A 24,923-nucleotide genomic window follows, 5' to 3' on the forward strand; every position below is an offset into this window, starting at 1 on the left:
CTACAGGGCGCGGCTTATATCTGAGGCAGATCGACGATATGGACTTCGTCGTTCTGATAGTCGCTGATATACGCACGGTGTCGATCAAGCACCATGTCATACGGTTCGCAAGCACCAGGGATGGGAACCCTGCGAATAATCTTGTGCGTGGCGGTATTCACTTCCACGATCTCCTTGTTGGTTTGATCGACGGCATAAGCGCTTTTTTCGCCGAATACAATCTTCCCTTCGCAAGCCACAAAGTCGAAATGCCGGGTGGTCAATGACCGAGTGTCCAGCACGGTAAGTTTTCGAGCGTCCTGACCCACGACATACACTTCTCTGCCGTCGGGGCTGACGGTAACCGCTGACGGATATAGTGCGGTTTTGATGATGTCGATGACTTCGAACGTCTTGCTGTCGATGACCGTGAGCGCGTCCTGATAAGGGGCGCCAGGGGGGTTGGTGCTGGAAATATAAAGACGCGAATCGTCCTGGCTGATATCCACACTGATGGACGGTGAGGGTAATCCTCGCACTCTGCTCACCGCGTAAGTGCGGGCGTCAATAATTGCCAACCACTCTTTATCCTGTCGAACCGTGACGTAAACCTGTTTCCCGTCGCGGCTCACGACGACTCCCCAAGGGTGTCTCCCCACCGTGACGTTACCCATTTCGTATGTTTCGGTATCAATCACTGAAACCGAGCCCGAACCGTAGTTGGTTACGTAAGCTCTTTTTCCGCCAGGGCTAAGGGTGATGTTTTGGGGGTAACGCTCGACGGCAATGGTGCGGATTACCTTTTTGCTCCGGGTATCGATGACTGAGACATTGCCTGAAATGTAATTGCAAACAAGCACACGAGCCCCATCACTGCTGATGGCTATCCCTCGCGGTCCTTCTCCTACGGGTATCGAATTGGATTGATTGCTCATTATCACGGGGGGGAACTCGAATTGTGACTCATCGTAAAACTCCTTTTCGGCCGCTCGAGCAAATATTCGAGTCCAGATTCATCAATGACCCGAAATGGCACTACTGCCAGATATGACAGTTCTGACGAGTGGTAAGGCGCTGGCAGTGAAAATGGGAACGATGGCTGAAGGTTTTTCACCCGGTTAACACTCTCTTAACATCTCGAATCCAAGGTCTTGATCGTATTTCTCGATATTTCAGAGCGAAATTTTCCGCTTTAAATCGATAGATAACTCGATAGTCTTGGTCGCAGTTCTTACAGGATTTGGGCAATGCAGCTACGTAACTCTTCTTCCCGCTACGGTTGGGTCAGCATCTTCATGCACTGGGGTGTGGCGCTCGCCGTCTTCGGCCTGTTCGCATTGGGGCTGTGGATGGTCGGTCTCGACTACTACAGCACCTGGCGCAAAGATGCGCCGGATTTGCACAAGAGCATTGGTCTGGTGTTGTTCGCGGTCATGTTGCTGCGGGTGTTGTGGCGCTTTCTCAGCCCACCGCCGCCGCCCCTGCAAAGTTATAGCCGCATGACGCGCCTTGGCGCTGTGTTCGGCCATGCCTTCCTCTATCTCGGGCTGTTCGCTGTGATGATTGCCGGTTACCTGATTTCCACCGCAGACGGTGTCGGGATCCCGGTGTTTGGCCTGTTTGAAGTTCCTGCACTGGTTTCCGGACTACCGGACCAGGCAGACACCGCTGGTGTGATCCATTTGTACCTGGCTTGGGTGCTGGTAATTTTTTCCGGCCTCCATGCGTTGGCAGCATTGAAACACCACTTTATCGATCGTGATGCGACCCTGACGCGAATGCTGGGACGCAAAGCCTGATATTCAACCTCGACTCCCAAGGAATAGAAAGCATGTTGAAAAAGACTCTCGCCGCTCTGGCAATCGGTTCTGCTCTGCTGTCCGCTAACGTGATGGCGGCCGACTACGTGGTCGACAAGGAAGGCCAACACGCCTTCGTTGACTTCAAGATCAGCCACCTGGGTTACAGCTACATCACCGGTACCTTCAAGGATATCGACGGCAAGTTCAACTTCGACGCTGCCAAGCCTGAAGATAGCAAGATCGAGTTCAATGTGCGCACCGCCAGCGTGTTCACCAACCACGCCGAACGCGATAAGCACATCGCCAGCGGTGACTTCCTGAACGTGGGCAAATTCGCCGACGCCAAGTTCGTCTCCACCAGCGTCAAATCCACCGGCAAAAACGCCGCGGGTAAAGACACTGCCGACGTCACCGGTAACTTGACCCTGCTGGGTGTGACCAAGCCAATCGTGGTCAAGGCCACCTTCCTGGGTGAAGGCAAGGATCCATGGGGCGGCTACCGTGCCGGCTTCGAAGGCACCACCAGCATCAAACGTTCCGACTTCGGCAAACAGAAAGATCTGGGTCCAGCGTCCGACGTGGTCGAGTTGTACGTTACATTTGAAGGTGTGAAAGCGAAGTGAATTTCGCTGTTTGAATAAAAAGCGCCCCTGCTCTAACGATCAGGGGCGTTTTTTGTTTCTGACGGGTTCGGGCCGATCGACACATGACCCTGTAGGAGCCAGGCTTGCCGGCGAAGGGGCGACTCGGTTTTTGCGGTGTGGCGGATGACGTCTCCGCGGGCAAGTCGGATCGCCGCACCGCTCGCTCCTACAGGGTTATGTTGAAGCATAAAAAAATGCCCCGAATCTCGCGATCCGGGGCATTTTTCATGGCTTTGAAAAACTCAGCGATTGCGTGTCAGCAACGCTGGTTTTTCGCCGCGCGGACGGCCTGGCAGTTGATCCAGTTGCTCAGGTGTCGGGAAGCGATCGCTTTTCGACTCCTTGTGAATGATCTTCGGTGCCGGGCCCCGCGGGTTCTGCACGGCCGGTTCCGAACGAGATTGTTCGTCACGGGCCGGGCGGCGGTTGCGGGACTCTTCACGACGGGCCTGGCCATCACGTGGAGCACCGCTGCGTGGGCCGCTACGCTTGGCCGGTGGCGTACCGGTGGTTGCGCCGCTGCTGTTGCGCGGACCGCTCTGGCGACCTTGTGGCTGGCCGGTGCGCGGAGCACTTGCGCCTGCGCCTTGTGCCGGAGCGCCCGGACGGCGACCACGGCCCTGAGCAGGTTTGGCTTGAGGCACGTAGTCGACGCGGTTGCCGAAGTTATCGACATCGTCGTCCAGGAACTCGTCCGGAGCACGGTCAGCGGCGGCGCGAGGTGCCGGGCGCTGTTGTTCACGGGCCGGGGTGCCTTCGCGAGGCTTGTGTTCACGTGCAGGACGCTCGCCACGGCCAGCAGCAGGTTTTTCCTTGCCGCCCTTGTCCTTGCCTTTGTCTTTACGACCGCCACCACCACCGCTGCCGTTCGGACCATCGCCGCGCGGGCCACGTGGGTTGCGCGGGTTACGCACATCCGGACGCTCGCGGACTTCAGGTTTCTCGGCTTCCACGGCGCTGGAATCGAAGCCCATCAGGTTGCCGTCGGCAATCTTCTGCTTGGTCATGCGCTCGATGCTTTTCAGCAGTTTTTCTTCATCCGGGGCCACCAGCGAAATCGCCTCGCCCGAACGACCGGCGCGGCCGGTACGACCGATACGGTGCACGTAATCTTCGTCGACGTTCGGCAATTCGAAGTTGACCACGTGAGGCAATTGGTCGATGTCCAGGCCGCGAGCGGCGATGTCGGTGGCGACCAGAATGCGTACTTCCCCGGCCTTGAAATCGGCCAAGGCTTTGGTGCGGGCGTTCTGGCTCTTGTTGCCGTGGATCGCGACGGCGGTGAGGCCGTGTTTGTCCAGGTACTCGGCCAGACGGTTGGCGCCGTGTTTGGTGCGGGTGAACACCAGCACCTGTTCCCAGGCACCGGCGGTGATCAGGTGCGCGAGCAACGAGCGCTTGTGGCTGGCAGCCAGGCGGAATACGCGCTGTTCGATCCGCTCGACCGTGGTGTTCGGCGGCGTGACTTCGATGCGTTCCGGGTTGTGCAGCAGCTTGCCGGCGAGGTCGGTGATGTCCTTGGAGAACGTCGCCGAGAACAGCAGGTTTTGCCGTTTGGCTGGCAGGCGGGCCAGAACCTTCTTCACGTCATGGACAAAGCCCATGTCGAGCATGCGGTCGGCTTCGTCCAGCACGAGGATTTCCACGTGGGACAGGTCGACGCTGCCTTGGCCGGCGAGGTCGAGCAGGCGACCTGGGCAGGCTACCAGCACGTCGACACCGCGGGACATGGCCTGAACCTGTGGGTTCATGCCGACGCCGCCGAAGATGCAGGCGCTGACGAACTTCAGGTCACGGGCATAGACCTTGAAGCTCTCGTGCACCTGGGCCGCGAGTTCGCGAGTAGGGGTCAGGACCAGTACGCGCGGTTGGCGCGGGCCGTGACGCTGGGATTTGTCCGGGTGACCGTTGGGGAACAACCGCTCCAGAATCGGAAGGGCAAAGCCGCCGGTTTTACCAGTACCTGTCTGTGCCGCAACCATCAGGTCGCGACCTTGCAACACGGCGGGAATGGCCCGCTGTTGCACCGGAGTAGGCTCGGTATAGCCCGCTGCCTCGATGGCGCGGACTAAAGCCTCGGAGAGACCGAGGGAAGCAAAGGACATGAGTAATCCTGTTTTAGTTAGGGCTTGGCCCAATGGGAGTCTTGCCTGGCGCGAATCGCGTTTAAGAGGACGCAATCCCGTCCGGTCCTGCTGGGCCTCGAAGGCTCGTCTGGAGCGCTCGCGCGGGCTGAAAAGCTGCGCTGTAGCGGGGTCGAGATGCCTTGAACGAGTCCGAGCGTCCGGGCGTGAGCCTGGCGGGAAGGCCGGAGTATAACAGAGCAATCACTGCGCGCCGCTTTCCTGCTGCTCAACGGTTTTTCCGCCGGTTGCGGTGGCGCTGGCGGCCCGTGCTTCGGTAATCGGGCCGGCGCCATAGCGGGCGCTCAGTTCTGCATAGGCCGGCTCGCGCTTGAAGCGTTTGAGCTCGGCACCGAAACGCTGCACCAACAAATCCATCCCGGCATTGCGGCGCACCGCCAGAAACTGGCTCTGCTGGCTGATGATGATCGGGTTCTCGGTGATCTTGTCGCGGATGTTCAGTTGATCGAGCAAGTACTGGCCGACCCGGCGATCAGTGATCAGCAGGTCAATGCGGCCGCGCACCAGTTTGCCGAAGTTGGCTTCATGGGTGGGCGCCGACTCTTGGGTGAACAGCGTCGATTCGCTGAAGTCCTTGCTGTACAGATAGCCCGGCGAGGTGCCAATGGTCAGGCCTTTCAGATCGTCCAGCGTGCGAAACGGATACGGTCGCTCGTTGGCGTAGAACATCACGAATTCGACTTGCGAGAGCGGTTCGCTGGGGTAGAGCAGGGTCGCGTCGCGTTCATCGCTGTGGAAAATATCCAGCACGCCATCCGCCTGGCCTTGCTCAAGCATCGACAGGCAGCGTTTCCATGGCAGAAACTGCCATTCCACGTCGATTCCCAGACGTTTGAAGACGATGGCCGTGGCTTCGTAGTCGAGTCCCAGAGACTTACCGTTTTCCTCATACACATAAGGTGCCCAGGGTTCGGTGACAATACGCAACTTCTCGCCCCGAGCGGTGAAGCTCAGGCAAGTGAATAGAAGCACGGTCAGTAACTGGACGATCAAGGGCATGGCTTGAGATTACGACGAGAAATCATAAAGAGCCAGAAACCGGATCCAGAAGCTCTGATTCAGGATATGGCTGCACAATAAAGGGGCGCCGGAAAGCAAAAGATCGCAGCCTTCGACATTTCCTACAGGGGGATACGTACCTTTGTAGGAGATGCCGAAGGCTGCGATCTTTTGATCTTGCTTTAACGACTTTTAACGCGGCAACTTCAGGTTATTCCACACCGCCAGACTCGGCTCAGCCTGGTTCAGCGTGTAGAAATGCAGCCCTGGAGCGCCACCTTGCAGCAGGCGTTCGCACATCTCGGTGATGACTTGCTCACCAAAGCCTTGGATGCTCTGGGTGTCGTCGCCGTAGGCTTCCAGTTGCTTGCGGATCCAGCGCGGGATTTCCGCACCGCAAGCGTCAGAGAATCGCGCCAGCTTGCTGTAGTTGGTGATCGGCATGATCCCCGGCACGATCGGGATGTTCACACCTTTCGCCCGTATACGCTCGACAAAGTAGAAATAGCTGTCGGCGTTGAAGAAATACTGGGTGATCGCACTGCTGGCACCGGCGTTGGCCTTGCGCACGAAGTTGTTGAGATCGTCTTCGAAATTGCGTGCTTGCGGATGCATTTCCGGGTAAGCGGCGACTTCGATGTGGAAATGATCGCCGGTTTCTTCACGAATGAATTCAACCAGGTCATTGGCATGACGCATCTCGCCGCTGGCCATGCCCATGCCTGAGGGCAGGTCACCGCGAAGCGCAACGATACGCTTGATGCCGGCTGCCTTGTACTGGCTCAGCAGGCCACGAATATCGTCCTTGCTGTCGCCCACACAAGATAAATGCGGTGCGGCAGGGACTTTGACTTCGCTTTCAAGCTGCAACACGGTGTTGAGGGTGCGATCACGGGTCGAACCGCCAGCGCCGTAGGTGCAGGAGAAGAAGTCGGGATTGTAGGTCGCCAGCTGACGGGCAGTGGCGATCAGTTTTTCATGCCCAGCATCGGTCTTCGTAGGGAAGAACTCGAAGCTGTAGCGACGGTCTTGGGACATGGTCATATCCTTGGAAGCGTATAAGCCTTGCAGGACGCTACGTTCTCTGTAGGAGCGAAGCTTGCTCGCGAAACTGGCGCCGCGGTGTTTCAGCAGCACCGTGGTCGAGCGTTCGCGAGCAAGCTTCGCTCCTAGAGAGCGCGCGTGGTTCCTGCATAAGTCCGCTCCGATGGGGAGCGGACAGCAGGACCGATCAGTAGCGGTAAGCGTGCGGCTTGAACGGGCCTTCGACGGTCACGCCGATGTAGTCAGCCTGTTGCTTGGTCAGTTGAGTGACCACGCCACCGAAACCGCGAACCATTTCCAGGGCCACTTCTTCGTCGAGTTTCTTCGGCAGTACTTCAACGGTCAGGCGCTCGGCTTTCTGGGCTGGCGACAGGTCGGCATACTTCTGGCCGAACAGGAAGATTTGAGCCAGCACCTGGTTGGCGAACGAGCCGTCCATGATGCGGCTTGGGTGGCCAGTGGCGTTACCCAGGTTAACCAGACGGCCTTCGGCCAGCAGGATCAGGTAGTCGTCGTTCTGAGCGTCGAAGCTGCCTGCACCTGTGCGGTGAACCTTGTGAACCTGTGGCTTCACTTCTTCCCATGCCCAGTTCTTGCGCATGAAAGCGGTGTCGATTTCGTTGTCGAAGTGACCGATGTTGCAGACCACAGCGCGCTTCTTCAGGGCTTTGAGCATGTTTGCGTCGCAAACATTAACGTTGCCGGTGGTGGTCACGATCAGGTCGATCTTGCCCAGCAGCGCTTTGTCGATGCTCGCTTCGGTACCGTTGTTGATACCGTCGATGAACGGCGAAACCAGTTCGAAACCGTCCATGCAGGCTTGCATGGCGCAGATCGGGTCGACTTCGGAGACTTTAACGATCATGCCTTCCTGACGCAGGGACTGGGCCGAGCCCTTGCCCACGTCACCGTAACCGATGACCAGCGCTTGCTTGCCGGACAGCAGGTGGTCGGTGCCGCGCTTGATCGCGTCGTTCAGGCTGTGACGGCAGCCGTACTTGTTGTCGTTCTTGCTCTTGGTCACCGAGTCGTTGACGTTGATGGCCGGGATTTTCAGCTCGCCCTTGGCCAGCATGTCCAGCAGACGGTGAACGCCGGTGGTGGTTTCTTCGGTGACGCCGTGGACGCGGTCCAGGATCGCCGGGTATTTCTTGTGCAGCAGCTCGGTCAGGTCGCCGCCGTCATCGAGGATCATGTTGGCATCCCAAGGCGCGCCATCCTTGAGGATGGTTTGCTCCAGGCACCACTCGTACTCTTCTTCAGTCTCGCCTTTCCAGGCGAAAACCGGGATACCGGCAGCAGCGATAGCGGCAGCGGCCTGGTCCTGAGTCGAGAAAATGTTGCAGGACGACCAACGCACTTCGGCACCCAGGGCTACCAGGGTTTCGATCAGCACGGCAGTCTGAATGGTCATGTGGATGCAGCCGAGAATCTTCGCGCCTTTGAGCGGTTGCTCGGCGGAGTATTTGCGGCGCAGACCCATCAGGGCTGGCATTTCGGATTCGGCGATGATGGTTTCACGACGGCCCCAGGCAGCCAGGGACATGTCGGCGACTTTGTAATCGTTAAAATCTACAGGCGTGATAACAGCGCTCATGAAGAGCCTCCATTCGTAATGTATGCGAATGGGCGCCGTTGTGCGTTTAGTGTCTGGCCGTGGCCAGGCAACGCCCCATCCGAGCCTGACAGGTCGAACCTGCTGCAGCGCCCCTCGGACAGGTGGCGGGAAAACGGTAGCAACCGAAGATGACCGTTTTGAAACGGTGGCGATTATAGCCGTGTAGACGATACTTCCAAAGTGTTTCTGTTGGTCAACGTCCGAACGGTAATCGAGACCATAGTCGATGCTTAATAGAGGCTTGGGGCGGGCTCTGCCATGATGCCCGGCATCAATCGGCAAGACGGTCAGGAGTGAACATGAATTTCCACACCCGCAAATGGGTAAAACCCGAAGACCTCAACCCCAACGGCACACTGTTCGGCGGCAGCCTGTTGCGCTGGATCGACGAAGAAGCGGCGATCTACGCCATTGTCCAGCTGGGTAATCAGCGCGTGGTCACCAAGTACATTTCCGAAATCAACTTTGTCAGTGCCTCGCGCCAGGGCGACATCATCGAGCTGGGCATCACCGCCACCGAGTTCGGTCGCACCTCGATCACGCTGACTTGCGAAGTGCGCAACAAAATCACCCGCAAGAGCATCCTGACGGTGGAGAAGATGGTCTTCGTGAACCTCGGTGAAGACGGCCTGCCCGCGCCGCATGGCCGGACCGAGATCAGGTACGTCAAAGACCAGTTCAAGGATGATGCCATCGGCGGGTGATTGCCGCCCTATGGCGAGTGAACAGCTCCGAACCCCGCGTGTCGTAATTAAACGACACGCCACCGGTTCAGGAGCTTTATGGACACGCCCAAAGACGGCAAGACCCCGGACCTCTCGGCGCAAGAGCAGCGCGAGGTCGACAAGAACCAGCCACCGCGCGCGGCGGTGCTGCACGAAATCATTCGCACCCAAGGCGATAAGGAACTCGAGCGTAGCGTCGCGGCGCTGTGGTGGTCAGCCCTGGCTGCGGGTTTGACCATGGGTTTGTCACTGATGGGCATGGGGCTGCTCAACGCGCGTCTGCCGGACGGCGAAGGCTTCAAGGTGATCGCCAGTTTCGGCTACTGCGCAGGTTTTCTCGCAGTGATTCTCGCCCGTCAGCAACTCTTCACCGAAAACACCCTGACTGCCGTGCTGCCGATCATGAGCAAGCCTACGCTGGGTAATTTCGGTCGGTTGTTTCGGCTGTGGTCGGTAGTGCTGGTGGGCAACCTCTGCGGCACTTTACTGGTGGCGTATGTGATGCTGCACTTGCCGATTTTCGACACAAAGACCGATCTGGCCTTCCTCGACATCGGGCGCAAGGTCATGGAGAACGATGCCAGCAAAATGTTCGCCAAAGGCATCATCTCCGGCTGGATGATCGCCACCATGGTCTGGATGATCCCATCCATGGAAAGCGCCAAGATGTGGATCATCATCCTCATCACCTATTTCATGGCCCTGGGAGATTTCACTCACATCGTGGTCGGATCGGTCGAGGTTTCGTACCTGGTGTTTGCCGGCGAGTTGCCGTGGAGGGATTTCTGGCTGGTATTCGCAGGCCCCACGCTGGTGGGAAACATCATTGGTGGCAGTTTTATTTTCGCGTTGATCAGTCATGCGCAGATTCGCAGTGAAAGCGGCGTACCGAAAGACGATGGCAGCAAGGCTGGGCCGGAATCACCCAAGCGCTAAACAGTAAAGTCGGGCAAGGCATTGGTAGTTGCTTACCCGATTCATTCTGCAATGTGTGTTTATCGGTCAGGAATCAGCCATGCCCGCGCTTGATCGACCGTGGTCGATTTGAAGGGGCGCGACGAATTCGGGAAGTTGCGCGAGACGTATGAGTCGGCGATCCGATTGAGTACAGCGTTGAAGTCCGCGGGGTTCTTCGACTCTCGCAAATCGGAGATTGCCCTTGTCAGCACTTTGACGTTCGAATCAGGCTGGTCGAGACGGTATAAGGAGGGGTAGATCACTTCGCGAATGAAGTTTTCGCTCTTGGTTTTGATGTCGCGGACACCCATTTCCTCGATCGCTTTAGTCAGCACAACGGATTTTGGCCCCGCAGTCTCCGCGTCAATGCGTTTAACCACTTGAAGCAGCTCCATGTAATTCGGAACGTTTCCATGGTTGAGCTTTTTCGCCAGCCATTCAATCTTGCCCGGCGTATTGTCGAGTTGATCAAAACGGTTGATGGCATCTTTCAGTGGAGCAGTAAGGTCCAACTTGTCGGGGCTTGTGGCTTTCGCCTCGATCAGGGCCTGGCTTAAATTCGCCATTGTCTGTTGAGCTTGCTGGCGGAAGTTGATGACTTCTGCACAAGCCGGATCGTTTTGCAGCTCATTCGCTGCAGCGTCGAACATTCGATCATCGAGGGCCAGTAGTGCGCCGCCGATTGAGTTGAATGTATACGTCTCGCTGCTTTCATGACGTTTGAGGTATTCACTCACCTCAATGTCCAGTTTCTGTTGCAGGTTGTTTTTGTGTTCTAACGGCATGCTGAAGTTGACGGTGCCGTTCAACGTGCCCGTAAAATCACCTTTTTCAGTCTTCAATGGAACGATGATTGTCTGCTTTTCAAAGGCTTTGATGCCGCTCGCTTCCTGTGCATCCCGAGCTGCATAGCTCACGCCGACAAATTTGTCGGCCAGTGCTGAGGTCAGCGTTCCACGATCTTTTTTATTGCCGCCATTCCCGCTCTCGAACTTGAGGATCAACTGATCGCTTTCGGAAATTGGGCTCATTGGGAATTGAGGCTCGTAAAGGTCCACGACTGGTGTGTTGAGCATGATTCCGCCGTCCTGGAAGGAAGTTCGCTCCTCGTCAGTCTGAAAGGGCAATCCTTGTTCCGAGGGCTTTTGGAAAACGACGGGCAACGAACCTGAAATATGGGCGGCGCGAGCCACGTCCATCTCCGGGGTCAGGCTGGCGTTGAACACTACCATTTGGGGACGTTCGTCGAACATGGCCGTTCCGGTAATATGCAGTTGCTTTATTTCAGGCATGTCTTTGCTCAGCGTCGCCAGATCACCAAATGTCACATAACCGTTGGTGTTTATTTTTTCTACACAGTCCTTGGTCGCCTGCGAAAGCTGTCGTTGTGGGTCGTGAAGGGCCTGGGTGAAGCGTGATTGAATCGACTCGACCATTTTCTCGTGAAGCAGTTCTTCCAGCGGCACGGCTTTGGACTGGAGGCGAGGCATCAGATCGAACAGCAGTCGTCCGATGGTGCCAGTCTTTCCCGGGATTTTCGCGATGCCTTTGCCGATGACGGAACTGACGTGCTGAATCGGTCCCACAACCTTGTTGTGACTGTCGAGCAGGGAAACGAGGTTGGTCTCGTCCGACATCTTGTCGAAGTCTGCATGGCCCATGCCGCTGGCCAGAAAAGCTGCCGAAATTGCGCCGGCTGATGAGCCGAAGATACTTCGGATCTTGTCCAGCGTCTGATGCTGCTCCAGTGCTTTCACCATCCCTGAGAACGCCACGCCCTTGGCCCCCCCGCCGCTGAGGACCAAGCGGTCGATGTCGGGACGCTTGAGGTCTATTTCAACTACGCCATCGTCATAGCGGCGGATTGTCATCTCTCGCTCGGTTAATGATTGCACCAGGGTTTCGGACGGACCTTGACCGATGTGCTTGGAGCCCGTCGTGAAATCGCCCCAATCATGGTCAGCAGGGCCTGACGATGGGCCTCGAATGGCATTTTCCGAGTTGCTCGATTGGCGCACTGAAGATGTTTGGGGCGCGGATATGCTGAGCATGAGTGTCTCTTCCTTTGAGAGCTAATGTGGAAGCTGCACTTTAGGAGAGTCGAGGGGGACTCGAGAACACTGGGTAATGGCTTGGGACAAATGCCCGAAACTGCTGTGAAAGGCGACGGGGCATGACTGAAAGGCTCTGGAATAAACCTTTCAGGTGAACATCATAGGGTTGGTGTAAAGGTTTGAGGAAACGTCATACAGCTTGCGTCCAATTTGTCTGGGCATTCAATTCCGCTTTTCTCTTCGGCTGTTTGCTATGACACAGCAGTGTCAGCCGGCCACATCAATCGCAGCGGCACTGCGACGTTGCAGGTAGATGAAAAACAGCGCCGTCAGTACCGTCAACCCGCTGATCAGTGCGCCGGTCCATGGCAAATCCGCCAGGTCCTCGCCACTGGCCACAACCAGCCCACCAATCCATGCCCCCGCTGCGTTGCCGAGATTGAATGCGCTTTGATTCAACGTCGACCCAAGGTTCGGCGCTTCATGGGCCTGATCGATGATCAGCAATTGCAGGATCGGGCACAGCGCGAACGCGAAGATTCCCCACAACACCAGTGTGATCGCTGCCGGGATCACTGAGTGACTGGTCTGACTGAAAGCGGCCAGCACGACGACCACGGCCAGGGCCATACCCACCAGAGAAGGCAGCAAACGACTGTCCGCCAATCGGCCGCCAAGCATGCTGCCCGCCGTCAGACCGACCCCGAACAACAGCAACATGATCGTCACGCCATGCGGGCTGACACCGGTGATGTCTTGCAGAATCGGTGCGATATAGGTGAACACGCTGAACAGACTGGTGGACGCCAGCACGCTCATGCCCAGCGCCATCAGCACGTTGACCTTGCCCAGCACTTTGAACTCGCTGGCCAGGTTGGCCTTGTCCATGGGGATTTCCTTGGGCAGCCAGACCCACTGCGCGATGGCCGCAATCACGCCGATCACCGACACGGCCCAAAATGTCGAACGCCAGCCGGCGTATTGCCCGAGCGCGGTGCCCAATGGAACGCCCAGCACGTTGGCCAGCGTCAGACCGGTGAACATCATGGCAATGGCTTGGGCTCGTTTGTTCGGTGCCACCAAACCGGCAGCGACCACCGAGCCGATGCCGAAGAACGCACCATGGCACAGCGCGGTGATCACCCGCGCGGCCATCAAAGTGGCGTAGTTCGGCGCCAGGGCGCAGAGGATATTGCCGAGAATGAACATCAGCGTCATGCCCAACAGCGTGGCTTTGCGCGGCATATTGGCGGTACCGACCGCGAGGATCGGAGCACCAAATACCACCCCCAGGGCATAACCGGTGATGAGCAAGCCCGCATGAGGAATGCTCACGGCGAGGTCGCGGGCGACATCGGGCAGCAAGCCCATGATGACGAATTCAGTGGTGCCGATGCCGAAGGCGGCAACGGCCAGTGCAAGCAAGGCGAGTGGCATGCGCAAGGTCTCTGTCGGTAGTCTTGACGCTTTGATCAGGCATACGCAGGCCGACGACCGTTCTCGGTGAGAGCGGGCAGAGGCAGGAATTATTGGAATTAGTCTGTGCGCAACTGAGTGCGGCGTGGTCGCTTGCAGTATAAACAGCTGCGGAAATATGGTGAATCAATTCTCTGCCCCGCTTTGGGTAGGAGCACGGCTTGCCGGCGATGGCGATCTCCAGAACGATATCGCCGGCAAGCCGTGCTCCTACAAGGAAGAGGCGGGCAACAAAAAGGAGTGTGCCGTGCTTGCGACGGTTCTGGTGTTGGTGGCGGCGCTGTTGCACGCGGCGTGGAATACCCTGATCAAATTCAGCGCGGAGCGGCTGTTGGTAGTGGCCTGCATGGACAGCGTGGCCCTGCTGTTTGTCGCCCTGATGCTGCCCTTCGTGGCGCTGCCGCCACTGGAAATGTGGCCGTGGATTCTTGCTTCAGCGGCATTTGAGTTGCTCTATCGCTACCTGCTGATCCAGGCCTATCGGGTCGGCGATCTGGGTCTGGTCTATCCCTTGATGCGCGGCCTGTCGCCGCTGGTGGTACTGGCACTGACGCTGATCTTCGCCGGGGAAGTGCTGACGGCTCAGCAGATCTTCGGGATTTTGCTGATCCCGTTCGGCATGTTGTGCCTGCTTTGGCAGGGCGGTGGCGGGGTGCGTCTGCCGTGGTCAATGCTGCCGGTGGTGGCGCTGATCGGACTGTGCATCGGTTGCTACACCTTCATCGATGGCCAAGCCTTGCGGCGCTGGTCCCATCTGCTGGATTACCTGATGTGGGTCACCTTGTTCAGCGCCTGGCCGTTCCCATTGTTGGCGATGGTGCGCAAGCGCCCGGCGTTCATGCTGTTCTGGCGCGAGCAGTGGCGGTTGGGGTTGGCGGTCGGGTTTTGCGTGCTGTTCAGCTACGCTCTGGTGCTGTGGGCCATGCAGATCGGCTCGATTGCCGAAGCGGCGGCGCTGCGCGAAATCAGTGTGATTCTGGTGGTGCTGTTCGGTATGCGCTACCTGAAAGAACCTTTCGGCAGGCCCCGGCTCTTGGCCTGTGGGTTGGTGCTGATCGGCATGTTGGTGATGAAGTTTTAGTCACCCCTGATGGAATTCGATTCTCTATAACTTGAAAAAGGGACTGCGTTATGACGGTTGCTCTGTGGTGCATTTTGATTGCGATCTGCTTGCCTTACTTGTGCACAGGCGTCGCCAAGTTCAGCGGCGGCAAGTTCGGGCTGAAACAGAATCACGACCCGCGGGCGTTTCTGGATTCGCTCGAAGGGGTGGCCAGGCGTGCGCATTCGGCGCAGTTGAATAGCTTCGAAGTGACACCGGCGTTTGCTGCAGCGGTAATCGTCGCGCACCTGGCCGGTAATGCCGATCTGGTGACGATCAATGTGCTGGCGGTGTTATTTATCACCAGTCGGCTGCTGTACATCATTTGCTATCTGGCGGACTGGGCGATTCTGCGGTCGCTGGTGTGGGCCATTGGCATGGGGTTGATCGTCAGTTTCTTTGTTGTGTCTGTTTAAGAAAGCAAGATCAAAAGATCGCAGCCTTCGGCAGCTCCTACAGGGATCGATGTTCATCCGCGATATCGCGACGAACGCGGTCAATGCAGGAGCTGGCGAAGCCTGCGATCTTTTGCTTTTAAAGTTTGTCAGCCACCTGCGGCACTTGCGGCAACGCCGCCCCTTTAGGCCACAGCATCCAGATCTGACCCTGCTGTTTCATGTCGCCGGCCAATTGCCCGGCCGCATCGCCCGTGCCCCAGAACAGGTCCGCGCGGACCTCGCCGGCAATTGCGCCACCAGTATCTTGAGCCGCCACCGGGCGTACCAATGCGCTGCCGTCCGGGCGCGTGGTCGATAACCACAACAGGCTGCCGAGCGGAATCACCTTGCGGTCCACCGCCGCGCTATAACCTGCGGTCAGCGGTACATTCAGCGAACCGCGCGGCCCTTCATTGCTGTCGGGGTTGCGGGTGAAGAACACGTAGCTGGGATTGCTACCGAGCAGTTCGGGAATGCGCGTCGGATTGGCCTTGGCCCAGGTGCTGATAGCGCCCATGGTCACGTCTTCTTTCTTCAGTTCACCCTGGTCCACCAGCCAGCGGCCGATAGGGCGATAGGGATGGCCGTTCTGATCGGCGTAACCGATACGCAATTGGCGACCGTCATCAAGCCGGATACGACCTGAGCCCTGGATTTGCAGGAACTGCAGGTTCATCGGGTCGGTCAGCCAGGCAATTACCGGCGCTTTCACGCCTTTGGTTTCAATGGTTGCCGCATCGTCATATGGCTTGAGCACGCGACCTTCGAGTCGTCCGCGCAGGCGCTTGCCTTTGAGTTCCGGGTAGATACTGTCCAGCGAGACGATGATCATGTCCTCTGGCACACCGTAGACCGGGATGTTGGCGTCTTCGGTTTGAGTCAGGCTGCCGGGGTACACCGGTTCGTAGTAGCCAGTGATCAGACCGTTGGGGTTGTCATTGGCGGCACGCAGGCCATAGACGTCCAGGTTCTGTTTGAGGAAACCGCGGATGTCATTGGCGTTTGGCTGCACATTGGCGGAAGCCGCACAGGTGCCGCCCCAGACCGGGTCGGCCTTGAGTCGGGTGCAGGCGCTGCGCCACGAGCCGAAGCCGGCGACGAGGTCGTTGTCGGACACCGCCGGAAGCGCTTCCCAGGTGGCGCTGGAGTAGGTCGCCAGGGCGTGGGTTTTTGGTTTGCTGCTGTCGCCGCCGGTGCAACCTGTCAGCACGGCCACCATCGGTAGGGTCCAGGCCAGATTGTGACGCCATGCCTTGAAACGGCTGTTCATGGAGTAATTCCTTTGTCGGTTGCCTGAGTGCTCCATGCGCTCAAACAACCCGTATTGATAATAGGGCTATTGGTCTTTGCCGGTGACGCGAGGATACTGGCCGCCGTTTCCAGTGACCTGAAGCCACCATGACTCTTAAAAGACTTTTTGTTTTATTGCTGGCCTGCCTGACCTTGTCCGCCTGCGGCGGTGTCGATCCGAATTCGCCGCTGGGTCAGCGCAAGGCGATCTTCAAGCAGATGCTCAAGACCGGCGAAGACCTGGGCGGCATGTTGCGTGGGCGTATTCCATTCGATGGTCCGAAATTCGCTGATGGTGCCGTGAAGCTCGACACTTTGTCCCATGAACCGTGGAAACACTTCCCGCAGGTACGCGAAGAGGATCACACCAGCGCCAAGGATGATGTCTGGCAGAAGCAGGCACGTTTCCAGGAGATGGCCCGCACCCTTGAGGGTGCCACCGGTGAACTGGTGATCGCCAGCCAGGTTCAACCCTACAAGATCGGCAATCTGGGGCCGGCGGTGCAGAAAGTCGAAGATGCCTGTAGTGCGTGCCATAAGGAGTTTCGGGATCATTGACCGTGGCTTGCCAGCGAATGGTTCTTGAGACCGCCAGAAGCTTCGCTGGCAAGCCAGCTCCTACTTGTCCAGCTCATCCAGTGCTTCCTGCAATTCCTTGCGCGATTGCGCCAGTTTTTCTTTGCGCTTGTTGATTTTCTCGGCGTCGCCTTTTTTCATCGCCTTGTCGAGATCGGCCTGACGTACGCTGACTTCGTGCTTGGCATCGAGCACCTTGTTTTCCCGTTCCTTCTTCAAGGAGGCGTCGGTGCAATGGGCGGTGACTTCGCTCAGGGCGGTTTCCAGACCCGCCTGTTGATCGGCGTTGCCGCGGGACTTGGCCAGTTCGATCTGGTTGATGATGCCTTGTTTTTTGGCGGCGCAGCCGGTCAGGCCAGGTGCGTCTTCGGCGGCCATCAATGGAGCGGCCATCACGCTGCACAGGGTCAACAAGGCGAGCGGTGAAAGAAGTTTCATAAAAGCTCCAGGTGAAAAATTCGATGTAGCGATGGGCTGTTTGAGCGCATCGGCCCCTTTGGGTTCCCGGTTCTCAGGCAGGGCTGGCAGCTAGAAACCCTCAATTCCGGCAACACGTAATGTCTCACTCAAGGCCAGGACCTGCGGGTCGCGGAAAAATGCGCTCAATTGCGCTGCGCGTCCCGGGCCAATGCCGGCTTCGGCCTGCCATTGTTCGGTGTTTCGTTGCGCCAGCGCCTGCCATGAATCGGCGAGACGTGCCTGGCCGGTCGGTGGCAAGCCCAGGGCTTTCAGCCAGCGAGCGAACGGGCGTTGCCGGGCGCTGTTGAAGCTGTTCAAAAGACGAGCACTGCTGCGCTCGCCGAAGCCGTCAATGGTAGCAAGCTCTTGCTCATCGAGGGTCAACCAATCGAGCAGGTTACCAAGGCGTTCAGCCTTGAGCAGTTTCTCCCAAGTGCCCGGCCCGACGTGAGGCAAGGCCAGCCCTTGTTTGCCGCTGAGCCAGCTCAGGCGTGCGAGGAATTGGCTTTCGCATCCTGGTGTCGGTTGCCAGCAGCTTAACGGATGAAAGTCTGCTGCCAGTGGTACGTTCAAATCAGGACGTTCGGTGCTGCGCAATACGACACCATCGAGTCTGGGGATGGTCAGTCCCGCCAGGCTGATGGCGACCTGATCGCCCGGGCGAATATCCAGCGCTTCCCAGCGTTGCAGGGAGCTGACACTCACGCGCTTGATTTGCCGGTCATCGAGTATCACCGGTGCCAGATCCAGCACGGGTGTGATCCGGCCGGTCCGCCCGATCTTGAAGTGGACCTTGCGAACTTCGGCCAGCGCTTGGGCAAAAGGGTATTTCCAGGCGACGCTCCAGTAAGGCGCTTTCGCCTGCCAGCGCTCGGCCGGTGGGCGTTGGCTCTGACGCAAGACGACCCCATCGCTGGCAAAGGGCAGGGGCGAGCGATACCAGTGGTCGCGCCAGCGTTCGGCATCGGCAAATTCCTCGATCGGCTGACTGTAGGGCGCCGTGCTCGGGAATCCCAACTCATCCAGAGTAGCCACGCGGGCCGGCAGGCTTTTCGGGCCTTGCGGCCAGTCCCAGACAAACAGCCCGATACCGGCGGCTTGCTCAGGGCTCAGCGCTTTACGCGCCATCAACCCGGCCACCGTGGCGCGGGCATTGAGGCTGCCGGCCTGGGCTTGTATGTGCTCAGTCAGGCGCCAATAGAGTTCGCCTTGCAACAACAGATCCAATGGCTGCGAAAGCTTTTGAGGGATGGCGGCGATCTGGCGCGCCGAGGCAGTCCAGTCCTGGCCGTTTACCCCGTCCCCTCGACTGATCGCCCGGTGCAGCCAGCCGTTGCGGTAGATCAACGTTACCGCCACGCCGTCGACTTTGGGCTGAATCCAGATATCTCCCCGATCTTTTAGCCAGGTTTCGACGGCGCGCCCGTCGCGCAGTTTTTCCAGGCCGGTATGGGCGATGGGGTGGGCAAGCGTGCCGCCGGCCGTACGCAATGGTTCGGCAGAGGACCCTGAATCAAAACACTCGCGCCATTCGGTCATTCGCGCGCGGGACTGATCGTAGAGTTCATCGGCGATCAGCGATTGGCCTTCACGGTGGTAGCTGTCGTCCCAACGATCGATTTGCAGTTGCAGTGTGGTGATTTCTTCCTGTGCGCGGGCGGGCGGCCAGTCGGGGCATTCGGCGGCATTGGTAGTCAGACAGGCGAAGGTCAGCAGGAAGGAAAAAAACAGGCGCAGGTCGGGCAGCATCGAGAGCGTCCTTGCTCAGTGGGATGCTTGAAGGCTAGGACGGATTTCTACAATGACGAGGCTGACTGTTTTTCAGTGTGTGTCGCTCCTGCAAAAGACACGGGCAATAAAAAGCCCCGCACGGCGAACCGGGCGGGGCTTTGGGTGCCGCAGGAACAGTCTTACAGGCCAGCCGCGACGCGCAGATCATCGGCGCGGTCGGTTTTTTCCCAAGTGAAGGTGGTGAACGTATCGTCGCCCACAGTCTTGGTTGCCGGAGTGCGACCGAAGTGGCCGTACGCAGCGGTTTCCTGGTACATCGGGTGCAGCAGGTCGAGCATGGTGGTGATCGCGTATGGACGCAGGTCAAACACTTCGCGAACCAGTTTGACGATCTTGTCGTCGCTGATTTTGCCGGTGCCGAAGGTGTTCAACGAAATCGACGTAGGCTGGGCAACACCGATCGCGTAGGAAACCTGAATCTCGCAGCGCTCGGCCAGGCCGGCAGCGACAATGTTCTTGGCCACGTAACGACCGGCGTAGGCCGCCGAACGGTCAACCTTCGATGGATCCTTGCCGGAGAACGCGCCGCCGCCGTGACGGGCCATGCCGCCGTAGCTGTCGACGATGATCTTGCGACCGGTCAGGCCGCAGTCGCCAACCGGGCCACCGATGATGAATTGGCCGGTCGGGTTGATGTGGAACTGGGTGTCCTTGGACAGCAACTCGGCAGGCAGTACGTGCTTGACGATCAGCTCCATCACGCCTTCGCGCAGGTCTTTATAGGACACTTCAGGGTTGTGCTGGGTCGACAGTACAACGGCGTCGATACCGACAACCTTGCCGCCTTCGTAACGGCAAGTCACTTGCGACTTGGCGTCCGGGCGCAGCCAAGGCAGAAGGCCGGATTTACGGGCTTCCGCCTGACGTTGAACCAACTGGTGCGAGAAGGTGATAGGTGCTGGCATCAGCACGTCGGTTTCGTTGCTGGCGTAGCCGAACATCAGGCCTTGGTCGCCGGCGCCCTGGTCTTCAGGCTTGGCACGATCAACGCCTTGGTTGATGTCAGGGGACTGCTTGCCGATGATGTTCATCACGCCGCAAGTTGCACCGTCGAAGCCGACATTGGAGCTGTTGTAGCCGATGTCGAGAATCACGTTACGGACGATGTCTTCCAGATCGACCCAGGCCGACGTGGTGACTTCACCTGCGATGATTGCCACGCCGGTTTTCACCAGCGTTTCGCACGCCACGCGGGCGAGCTTGTCTTCAGCAATGATGGCGTCCAGCACCGCATCGGAAATCTGGTCGGCGATTTTGTCCGGATGCCCTTCGGACACTGACTCGGAGGTGAAGAGGGAGTATTCGCTCATCTCGATTTTTTCCTGAATTTACCGATGGTGAGTGTCGCCAGCCGGTCGCTGAAAATGGCGGACCTGAATCTGGAAACCATTACGTAAGCCTACATAGAGACTTTCCCCGGGAACGAGTCCCGCAGCGGTGGCCCAGCGGGCCAGATCGTCCTGTTCAAACCCCAACCAGAGATCACCGCAGGCCTCCCTGGCCCAACTCTGATTGTGGCTACATAAGTCTGTCACGAGCAGGCTGCCGCCTGGTTGCAGCAAGTCGGCCATGTGCTTGAGCGCTTCGGCCGGTGCGGCGAAATGGTGCAGTACCATGTTCAGTACAACGCAATCAGCCTTGAGGTTTACACCGTTCAATGCATCGGCCAATTGCAGGCTGACGTTAGCCAGCGTTTCACGTTCACAGACCTGGCGGGCCAGATCGAGCATCGCCGGGCTGTTGTCCAGCGCCGTGACTTGAGCAAAACGACGCGCCAGTTCCGGCAGAAAGCCGCCATCGCCGGGACCCACTTCGATGGCTGTGGCGCCAGGGCCGAAACTCAGCTTGTCGAGCAGTGCCACCACGCTTTCGCGATATTGCGGCAGGCCGGCGATCAAGTCTTGCTGGGCGCGAAACTTCTCCGCAACCCGTGAGAAAAAGTCCTGGCTGGCCGCCGCCCGTTGTCCATGGACCTGACCGATCCGCGACTGAACGTCAGTCGGCAGGGTCAGGTTGTCCACTTCTTCCAGCAGCGCGGCGTGCAGCTTGCCGCCTAACAGATCGGTGTGGGGCAGGGCGCGACGATAGAAAATCGCATTGCCTTCACGGCGGGTCGCCACCAGATCGGCTTGGGCCAAAACCTTGAGGTGATGACTCATGCCGGACTGACCAATGCTGAAGATCTGCGCCAGTTCCAGTACGCCGAACGAATCGTTGGCCAGCGCGCGCAATACATTCAGCCGCAGAGGATCGCCGCCGGCCTTGCACAAGGCCGCCAGCTCATCGCAATCGTCATGTCGAATGGAAGGTGCGCGTAAATTCATAAGGCCAGCAGTCTAGTGACGCTCAGAAATCACCGCAAGAGCAATATCAAAAAGTTTTGATATTGCTCGATAGATGGCACTTCTCAGCGTTAGGTTCAGTCAGCAAACGAACGGCGGAAAGGTTTCACCCGTCGAATACGTCGTTATCGATTGGAAAAAAGTCTTCGGATGACTATCTGTCATTGCCCCGAGGGCGGTCGGTGAGGGAAAATGCTCGCCTTTTTTCCGTTTCGTTTTATTCACTCTCGATTCAATATCCGCAGGAGAACAGCGATGCCCAGCCGTCGTGAGCGTGCCAACGCCATTCGTGCCCTCAGCATGGATGCCGTGCAAAAAGCCAACAGCGGCCATCCCGGTGCCCCTATGGGTATGGCGGATATCGCCGAAGTACTTTGGCGTGACTACCTGAAGCACAACCCGAGCAATCCATCGTTCGCCGACCGTGACCGCTTCGTGCTGTCCAACGGTCACGGTTCGATGCTGATCTACTCGCTGCTGCACCTGACCGGCTACGACCTGTCGATCGATGACCTGAAAAACTTCCGCCAGCTGCACAGCCGCACCCCGGGTCACCCGGAATTCGGTTACACCCCAGGCGTCGAAACCACCACCGGTCCACTGGGCCAAGGCCTGGCCAATGCCGTGGGTTTCGCCCTGGCAGAAAAAGTCCTGGCGGCGCAGTTCAACCGTCCCGGCCATAACGTCGTCGATCACCACACCTACGTGTTCCTGGGTGATGGCTGCATGATGGAAGGCATTTCCCACGAAGTCAGCTCCCTGGCCGGTACACTGGGCCTGGGCAAACTGATCGCCTTCTACGATGACAACGGCATCTCCATCGACGGCGAAGTCGAAGGCTGGTTCACCGACGACACGCCAAAGCGTTTCGAGTCCTACAACTGGCAAGTGATCCGTAACGTTGACGGTCACGACCCGGAAGAAATCAAGATCGCCATCGAAACAGCGCGCAAAAGCGAGCAGCCGACGCTGATCTGCTGCAAGACCACCATCGGCTTCGGTTCGCCGAACAAGCAAGGCAAGGAAGACTGCCACGGCGCCCCGCTGGGTGACGCGGAAATCGCCCTGACCCGTGAAGCACTGAAGTGGAACCACGGCCCGTTCGAAATCCCGGCCAACATTTATGCCGAGTGGGATGCCAAGGAAGCCGGTCGCGCTGCCGAAGCCGAGTGGGATCAGCGTTTCGCTGCTTACTCCGCTGCTTTCCCGGAGCTGGCCAACGAACTGGTTCGTCGTCTGAGCGGTGATCTGCCGACTGACTTCGCTGAAAAAGCCTCGGCGTATATCGCTGAAGTCGCGGCCAAGGGCGAAACCATCGCCAGCCGTAAAGCCAGCCAGAACGCCCTGAATGCATTCGGCCCGCTGCTGCCGGAACTGCTCGGCGGTTCGGCTGACTTGGCCGGTTCCAACCTGACCCTGTGGAAAGGTTGCAAAGGCGTCACCGCCGAAGACGCCAGCGGCAATTACATGTACTACGGCGTTCGCGAGTTCGGCATGAGTGCGATCATGAACGGCGTCGCCCTGCACGGCGGCCTGGTGCCTTACGGCGCGACTTTCCTGATGTTCATGGAATACGCCCGCAACGCGGTGCGCATGTCGGCATTGATGAAGAAACGCATCATCTATGTGTTCACCCACGACTCCATCGGTCTGGGCGAAGACGGCCCGACTCACCAGCCGATCGAGCAACTGGCCAGCCTGCGCTGCACGCCGAACCTCGATACCTGGCGTCCAGCCGATGCCGTTGAATCGGCAGTGGCCTGGAAATGCGCTCTGGAGCGTGACGACGGTCCATCGGCACTGATCTTCTCCCGTCAGAACCTGCAGCACCAAACCCGTGATGCCGTGCAGATCGAGTGCATCAATCGCGGCGGCTACGTGCTGAAAGATTGCGCAGGCGAGCCTGAGCTGATCCTGATCGCCACCGGTTCGGAAGTCGGCCTGGCCGTTCAAGCCTTCGACAAACTGACCGAGCAAGGCCGCAAGGTGCGCGTTGTTTCGATGCCGTGCACCAGCGTCTTCGAAGCCCAGGACGCTGGCTACAAGCAAGCGGTTCTGCCATTGCAGGTCAGCGCGCGTATCGCCATCGAGGCCGCCCACGCGGACTACTGGTACAAGTACGTGGGCCTGGAAGGTCGCGTGATCGGCATGACCACCTACGGCGAGTCGGCGCCTGCGCCTGCCTTGTTCGAAGAGTTCGGCTTCACCCTGGAAAACATCCTGGGTCAGGCTGAAGAGCTGCTGGAAGACTAAGCACGACGCGGTGGTTTCACGACCACCGCGGTCCCCTGTAGGAGCTGGCTTGCCAGCGAAGGCATCTGTTCAGTCGACGGCAATGTTGAACCTGATGGCCTCTTCGCTGGCAAGCCAGCTCCTACAAGGGTTGTGTCGTACTTGCGCCTAATCGAGAACCCCCATGCCTCAACCGCGTCCTTACAAAGTTGCACTCAACGGCTACGGCCGGATTGGTCGTTGCGTCTTGCGTGCGTTGTTTGAGCGAGGCTCGACGGCCGGGTTTGAAATTGTCGCGATCAACGATCTGGCCGACATGGCCAGCATCGAATACCTGACACGCTTTGACTCCACTCACGGGCGCTTTCCCGGCGAAGTGAGGGTCGAGGGCGATTGTCTGCATATTAATGGCGACTGCGTGAAGGTCCTGCGCAGTGCCACCCCCGAAGGCATCGATTGGGCATCACTGGGCGTCGATCTGGTGCTGGAGTGCTCCGGCGCTTACCACACCCGTCAGGATGGCCAGCGTTTCCTCGACGCTGGTGCGCCACGGGTGCTGTTTTCCCAGCCGATGGCCAGCGAGGCGGATGTCGACGCCACCATCGTCTACGGAGTGAACCAGAATTGCCTGACCGGCGACGAGCTGCTGGTATCCAACGCCTCCTGCACCACCAACTGCGGCGTGCCGCTGTTGCGCCTGCTGGATCAGGCCATTGGTCTGGAATATGTGTCGATCACCACCATCCACTCGGCGATGAACGATCAGCCGGTGATCGACGCGTATCACCATGAAGACCTGCGCCGCACCCGTTCGGCGTTCCAGTCGGTGATTCCGGTGTCCACTGGTCTGGCGCGAGGCATTGAACGCCTGCTGCCGGAACTTGCCGGGCGAATTCAGGCCAAAGCCGTGCGGGTGCCAACGGTTAACGTGTCCTGCCTCGACATTACGATGCAGACCGTAAGCGATACCGACGCCACCGAGGTCAACCGGATTCTGCGCGAGGCCGCCACCCATGGCCCGCTCAAAGGCCTTCTGGCCTACACCGAGTTGCCTCACGCCAGTTGTGATTTCAATCATGACCCACATTCGGCCATCGTCGATGCCAGCCAGACCCGAGTTTCCGGCCCACGGCTGGTAAACATCCTGGCCTGGTTCGACAACGAATGGGGTTTTGCCAATCGAATGCTGGACGTTGCAGAACACTATTTGCAAACAGCTGCACCACAACCAAAACCTGCTCTCTAAAACAGC

Annotated in this window: 21 protein-coding genes and 1 riboswitch; of the genes, 9 read left to right on the forward strand and 12 right to left on the reverse strand. The window is 58.5% G+C overall.

Features of this window, described 5'->3' with window-relative positions; genetic code table 11:
• Nucleotides 1–14 precede the first annotated feature (14 nt).
• A complete protein-coding gene (locus CKW20_RS08615; RefSeq protein ID WP_256585006.1) occupies nt 15–914 on the reverse strand; it encodes a YncE family protein in 900 nt (299 codons plus the stop codon).
• A gap of 312 nt (nt 915–1,226) precedes the next feature.
• On the opposite strand from CKW20_RS08615, the gene CKW20_RS08620 reads away from it, so the two are divergent.
• Nucleotides 1,227–1,778 (forward strand): cytochrome b, encoded by a 552-nt coding sequence (locus CKW20_RS08620; RefSeq protein WP_095052548.1) that lies wholly within the window; start codon nt 1,227–1,229, stop codon nt 1,776–1,778.
• 32 nt (nt 1,779–1,810) lie between these two features.
• A complete protein-coding gene (locus CKW20_RS08625) occupies nt 1,811–2,404 on the forward strand; it encodes a YceI family protein (protein WP_095052549.1) in 594 nt (197 codons plus the stop codon).
• Nucleotides 2,405–2,667: 263 nt separating this feature from the next.
• On the opposite strand, the gene CKW20_RS08630 is transcribed toward CKW20_RS08625, so the two are convergent.
• The 4 genes from CKW20_RS08630 to ahcY all read right to left on the reverse strand — a co-directional run bounded on the left by CKW20_RS08630 (nt 2,668) and on the right by ahcY (nt 8,209).
• On the reverse strand, nt 2,668–4,530 hold the full coding sequence (locus CKW20_RS08630) for a DEAD/DEAH box helicase (RefSeq protein ID WP_095052550.1): 1,863 nt from the start codon (nt 4,528–4,530) through the stop codon (nt 2,668–2,670).
• A gap of 222 nt (nt 4,531–4,752) precedes the next feature.
• Nucleotides 4,753–5,568 carry an ABC transporter substrate-binding protein gene (locus CKW20_RS08635; RefSeq protein WP_095052551.1) on the reverse strand — a complete coding sequence of 272 codons (816 nt, stop codon included), beginning with the start codon at nt 5,566–5,568 and terminating at the stop codon, nt 4,753–4,755.
• A 192-nt stretch (nt 5,569–5,760) separates the two neighbouring features.
• Complete coding sequence (metF, locus tag CKW20_RS08640; protein ID WP_095052552.1) at nt 5,761–6,606, reverse strand: methylenetetrahydrofolate reductase [NAD(P)H]; 846 nt, start codon at nt 6,604–6,606, stop codon at nt 5,761–5,763.
• Between the two features lie 193 nt (nt 6,607–6,799).
• On the reverse strand, nt 6,800–8,209 hold the full coding sequence (ahcY, locus tag CKW20_RS08645; protein WP_030130196.1) for an adenosylhomocysteinase: 1,410 nt from the start codon (nt 8,207–8,209) through the stop codon (nt 6,800–6,802).
• A gap of 23 nt (nt 8,210–8,232) precedes the next feature.
• Nucleotides 8,233–8,331: riboswitch (S-adenosyl-L-homocysteine riboswitch) on the reverse strand.
• 198 nt (nt 8,332–8,529) lie between these two features.
• Between ahcY and CKW20_RS08650 the strand changes: the two genes are divergently transcribed.
• The gene (locus CKW20_RS08650) at nt 8,530–8,934 is read left to right on the forward strand and encodes an acyl-CoA thioesterase (RefSeq protein WP_095052553.1); all 405 of its coding nucleotides are present in this window, start codon (nt 8,530–8,532) and stop codon (nt 8,932–8,934) included.
• A 78-nt stretch (nt 8,935–9,012) separates the two neighbouring features.
• Nucleotides 9,013–9,891 (forward strand): formate/nitrite transporter family protein, encoded by an 879-nt coding sequence (locus CKW20_RS08655; RefSeq protein WP_095052554.1) that lies wholly within the window; start codon nt 9,013–9,015, stop codon nt 9,889–9,891.
• Nucleotides 9,892–9,950: 59 nt separating this feature from the next.
• Here CKW20_RS08655 and CKW20_RS08660 read toward each other — a convergent pair whose 3' ends face one another.
• Nucleotides 9,951–11,963, reverse strand: a complete 2,013-nt coding sequence (locus CKW20_RS08660; protein ID WP_095052555.1) for a patatin-like phospholipase family protein — start codon at nt 11,961–11,963, stop codon at nt 9,951–9,953.
• Nucleotides 11,964–12,233: 270 nt separating this feature from the next.
• Nucleotides 12,234–13,403: an MFS transporter gene (locus CKW20_RS08665; protein WP_095052556.1), complete on the reverse strand. Its 1,170-nt coding sequence runs from the start codon at nt 13,401–13,403 to the stop codon at nt 12,234–12,236.
• A 286-nt stretch (nt 13,404–13,689) separates the two neighbouring features.
• On the opposite strand from CKW20_RS08665, the gene CKW20_RS08670 reads away from it, so the two are divergent.
• Together CKW20_RS08670 and CKW20_RS08675 are read left to right on the forward strand one after the other, a co-directional pair.
• Complete coding sequence (locus CKW20_RS08670; protein WP_095052707.1) at nt 13,690–14,523, forward strand: EamA family transporter; 834 nt, start codon at nt 13,690–13,692, stop codon at nt 14,521–14,523.
• Between the two features lie 50 nt (nt 14,524–14,573).
• Nucleotides 14,574–14,960: an MAPEG family protein gene (locus tag CKW20_RS08675; protein ID WP_095052557.1), complete on the forward strand. Its 387-nt coding sequence runs from the start codon at nt 14,574–14,576 to the stop codon at nt 14,958–14,960.
• Nucleotides 14,961–15,078: 118 nt separating this feature from the next.
• Here the strand turns inward: CKW20_RS08675 and CKW20_RS08680 are convergent, their stop codons facing one another.
• On the reverse strand, nt 15,079–16,251 hold the full coding sequence (locus tag CKW20_RS08680; RefSeq protein ID WP_095052558.1) for a murein transglycosylase A: 1,173 nt from the start codon (nt 16,249–16,251) through the stop codon (nt 15,079–15,081).
• Between the two features lie 128 nt (nt 16,252–16,379).
• Between CKW20_RS08680 and CKW20_RS08685 the strand changes: the two genes are divergently transcribed.
• Nucleotides 16,380–16,829 carry a cytochrome c gene (locus CKW20_RS08685; RefSeq protein WP_095052559.1) on the forward strand — a complete coding sequence of 150 codons (450 nt, stop codon included), beginning with the start codon at nt 16,380–16,382 and terminating at the stop codon, nt 16,827–16,829.
• Nucleotides 16,830–16,889: 60 nt separating this feature from the next.
• Here the strand turns inward: CKW20_RS08685 and CKW20_RS08690 are convergent, their stop codons facing one another.
• The 4 genes from CKW20_RS08690 to CKW20_RS08705 form a co-directional block, all read right to left on the reverse strand.
• Nucleotides 16,890–17,285: a DUF1090 domain-containing protein gene (locus tag CKW20_RS08690; RefSeq protein ID WP_095052560.1), complete on the reverse strand. Its 396-nt coding sequence runs from the start codon at nt 17,283–17,285 to the stop codon at nt 16,890–16,892.
• 90 nt (nt 17,286–17,375) lie between these two features.
• Nucleotides 17,376–19,055 carry an NAD-dependent DNA ligase LigB gene (gene ligB / locus CKW20_RS08695; RefSeq protein WP_095052561.1) on the reverse strand — a complete coding sequence of 560 codons (1,680 nt, stop codon included), beginning with the start codon at nt 19,053–19,055 and terminating at the stop codon, nt 17,376–17,378.
• Nucleotides 19,056–19,216: 161 nt separating this feature from the next.
• On the reverse strand, nt 19,217–20,407 hold the full coding sequence (metK, locus tag CKW20_RS08700) for a methionine adenosyltransferase (protein WP_095052562.1): 1,191 nt from the start codon (nt 20,405–20,407) through the stop codon (nt 19,217–19,219).
• 18 nt (nt 20,408–20,425) lie between these two features.
• Nucleotides 20,426–21,421 (reverse strand): metalloregulator ArsR/SmtB family transcription factor, encoded by a 996-nt coding sequence (locus CKW20_RS08705; protein ID WP_095052563.1) that lies wholly within the window; start codon nt 21,419–21,421, stop codon nt 20,426–20,428.
• Nucleotides 21,422–21,694: 273 nt separating this feature from the next.
• Between CKW20_RS08705 and tkt the strand changes: the two genes are divergently transcribed.
• Entirely contained in the window at nt 21,695–23,692 is a 1,998-nt protein-coding gene (tkt, locus tag CKW20_RS08710; protein WP_095052564.1) for a transketolase, read from the forward strand.
• Nucleotides 23,693–23,855: 163 nt separating this feature from the next.
• Nucleotides 23,856–24,917, forward strand: coding sequence for an erythrose-4-phosphate dehydrogenase (gene epd / locus CKW20_RS08715; protein WP_095052565.1), 1,062 nt, complete (start codon nt 23,856–23,858; stop codon nt 24,915–24,917).
• Nucleotides 24,918–24,923: the final 6 nt, after the last annotated feature.

Origin of the sequence: Pseudomonas sp. Irchel s3b2 (assembly GCF_900187445.1) — a bacterium.
In the GTDB taxonomy this organism is placed as follows: Bacteria; Pseudomonadota; Gammaproteobacteria; order Pseudomonadales; family Pseudomonadaceae; genus Aquipseudomonas.

Bases quoted from the DNA above. Each gene is read 5' to 3' on its own strand.
- CKW20_RS08620 (WP_095052548.1), top strand. From the start codon at position 1,227: ATGCAGCTACGTAACTCTTCTTCCCGCTACGGTTGGGTCAGCATCTTC.
- CKW20_RS08690 (WP_095052560.1), bottom strand. From the start codon at position 17,285: ATGAAACTTCTTTCACCGCTCGCCTTGTTGACCCTGTGCAGCGTGATG.
- CKW20_RS08615 (WP_256585006.1), bottom strand. From the start codon at position 914: ATGAGCAATCAATCCAATTCGATACCCGTAGGAGAAGGACCGCGAGGG.
- CKW20_RS08660 (WP_095052555.1), bottom strand. From the start codon at position 11,963: ATGCTCAGCATATCCGCGCCCCAAACATCTTCAGTGCGCCAATCGAGC.
- CKW20_RS08665 (WP_095052556.1), bottom strand. From the start codon at position 13,403: ATGCCACTCGCCTTGCTTGCACTGGCCGTTGCCGCCTTCGGCATCGGC.
- CKW20_RS08625 (WP_095052549.1), top strand. From the start codon at position 1,811: ATGTTGAAAAAGACTCTCGCCGCTCTGGCAATCGGTTCTGCTCTGCTG.
- metF (WP_095052552.1), bottom strand. From the start codon at position 6,606: ATGTCCCAAGACCGTCGCTACAGCTTCGAGTTCTTCCCTACGAAGACC.
- metK (WP_095052562.1), bottom strand. From the start codon at position 20,407: ATGAGCGAATACTCCCTCTTCACCTCCGAGTCAGTGTCCGAAGGGCAT.
- CKW20_RS08685 (WP_095052559.1), top strand. From the start codon at position 16,380: ATGACTCTTAAAAGACTTTTTGTTTTATTGCTGGCCTGCCTGACCTTG.
- ligB (WP_095052561.1), bottom strand. From the start codon at position 19,055: ATGCTGCCCGACCTGCGCCTGTTTTTTTCCTTCCTGCTGACCTTCGCC.
- CKW20_RS08675 (WP_095052557.1), top strand. From the start codon at position 14,574: ATGACGGTTGCTCTGTGGTGCATTTTGATTGCGATCTGCTTGCCTTAC.
- CKW20_RS08655 (WP_095052554.1), top strand. From the start codon at position 9,013: ATGGACACGCCCAAAGACGGCAAGACCCCGGACCTCTCGGCGCAAGAG.
- CKW20_RS08630 (WP_095052550.1), bottom strand. From the start codon at position 4,530: ATGTCCTTTGCTTCCCTCGGTCTCTCCGAGGCTTTAGTCCGCGCCATC.
- CKW20_RS08680 (WP_095052558.1), bottom strand. From the start codon at position 16,251: ATGAACAGCCGTTTCAAGGCATGGCGTCACAATCTGGCCTGGACCCTA.
- tkt (WP_095052564.1), top strand. From the start codon at position 21,695: ATGCCCAGCCGTCGTGAGCGTGCCAACGCCATTCGTGCCCTCAGCATG.
- CKW20_RS08635 (WP_095052551.1), bottom strand. From the start codon at position 5,568: ATGCCCTTGATCGTCCAGTTACTGACCGTGCTTCTATTCACTTGCCTG.
- CKW20_RS08650 (WP_095052553.1), top strand. From the start codon at position 8,530: ATGAATTTCCACACCCGCAAATGGGTAAAACCCGAAGACCTCAACCCC.
- ahcY (WP_030130196.1), bottom strand. From the start codon at position 8,209: ATGAGCGCTGTTATCACGCCTGTAGATTTTAACGATTACAAAGTCGCC.
- epd (WP_095052565.1), top strand. From the start codon at position 23,856: ATGCCTCAACCGCGTCCTTACAAAGTTGCACTCAACGGCTACGGCCGG.
- CKW20_RS08705 (WP_095052563.1), bottom strand. From the start codon at position 21,421: ATGAATTTACGCGCACCTTCCATTCGACATGACGATTGCGATGAGCTG.